Genomic DNA, 1382 nt, shown 5'->3' with positions numbered 1-1382 from the left:
GCTCACGGCACTACATTTTTAAAGAAGATTTACAAAAGACTGCGAATGCACTTGGATTGGAAATTAGGATTGCCCACTATCCTCCTTATACCTCCAAGTATAATCCCATTGAACATCGTTTTTTTCCTCATGTGACTCGTGCTTGTGAAGGTGTTGTATTTGACTCGGTTGAAACAGTTAAAACATTGATTTCTAGAACATCAACGTCAAAAGGACTAACAACAATTGTTCACATACTCGACAAAATATACGAGACAGGACGAAAATATGCCGCTGACTTCAAAGAAATAATGCCGATTGTATTTGATACACATTTACCAAAATGGAATTACCGGGCAATTCCTCAAGAATAATTAATATCGGGAAGTTGTTTCGTGCTTATTCCTAAGGAACGAGAATTCAATAAGCAAAACCTGGATAGACACTAGACTTTAAACAGGATACGGCTAGATTAGTGCTTAAAAATGGCTATACGCAACAACGAACCGTAGATCATTTAGGCGTTTAATTAAGCGCCATTAGTCTTTGAGTCAAACCGGAAAAACCAGAAAGTCTACCCAAAACAATTTAAAGTAAAAATGGATAACAGCTAAAAAACTGGGCAAAGTCCCAAAGAAGCCAACAACTCTGTGCTCCATGATTACTGATTGTTGCTGCTTGGCCAATACCTATCAAGCACTTTCAAGGCGAAAACCAAATACAAAACTGCGAAAATAATTAACGCAACCCGCAGAAAAAATGACTGAAGCAAAAAGGAGTAATAGTAACAAAGTGAGTGCTATAAAAAATGGATATTCAGGTACTGCAACAAGCAACCAGTAGAAACAATAAGCGGCAATACCACCAATTGTATATGGGTGCCCCTTTTCATCACAAAGCATACCTGAAAGATTGAGGGGGGCAAGTCTTATATTTTGTAACACACCAAAGACCTGAGCAATTTTTTCTTACTGAATCAGGTACTAATGCGCGGAAACCTCGGGAGGTGGGCTATTTACTTATATTGCATATTTGTTAAATGATTTTCGAAAAATCAGTGTAACATTTAATTTATTTCTGACCTCAATTATTCTAGTTGTTCCTGGTTCCAATGCATGGCTAAGAGTCATAAGGAATCAAACAAAATAAAAGCCGAGACTGTAGTGTAGTCCGTATGGAGTTTGCGGAATACTGAAAAATAAGTATGCTACTCTTCCTGTATTACGCAAGTTCCATACAAACTACATTAGAACACAGACTTTCGGATATTATTAAATCCGCATTCACAAGTACAAGGCTACAGAACAAATAACTTATCAGCTCATTAGAGAGAGAAATATGCTCAGCAGTTACTTTATTACTTAATTTACTTTCAATGGCGTTTAGCTTTACTGAATTCTTAA

General features: G+C 36.8%; 3 protein-coding genes. 1 reads left to right on the top strand and 2 read right to left on the bottom strand.

The features are described 5' to 3' along the window. On the top strand, positions 1 to 353 hold a 353-nt coding region (locus CDZ78_RS20475; RefSeq protein ID WP_444979226.1), incomplete at its 5' end, for an ISAzo13-like element transposase-related protein. A gap of 318 nt (positions 354 to 671) precedes the next feature. Here CDZ78_RS20475 and CDZ78_RS20470 read toward each other — a convergent pair. After that, positions 672 to 923 (bottom strand): hypothetical protein, encoded by a 252-nt coding sequence (locus CDZ78_RS20470; RefSeq protein ID WP_087871590.1) that lies wholly within the window; start codon positions 921 to 923, stop codon positions 672 to 674. A gap of 277 nt (positions 924 to 1200) precedes the next feature. Further along, the coding region (locus CDZ78_RS22765; protein ID WP_211200788.1) for a hypothetical protein at positions 1201 to 1382 on the bottom strand (182 nt) is incomplete at its 5' end.

Origin of the sequence: Bathymodiolus platifrons methanotrophic gill symbiont, from assembly GCF_002189065.1 — a bacterium.
Taxonomy (GTDB): domain Bacteria; phylum Pseudomonadota; class Gammaproteobacteria; order Methylococcales; family Methylomonadaceae; genus Methyloprofundus.
Note: the sequence above shows the minus strand (reverse complement) of the source record. Positions and strands in the feature narration are given on the sequence as shown.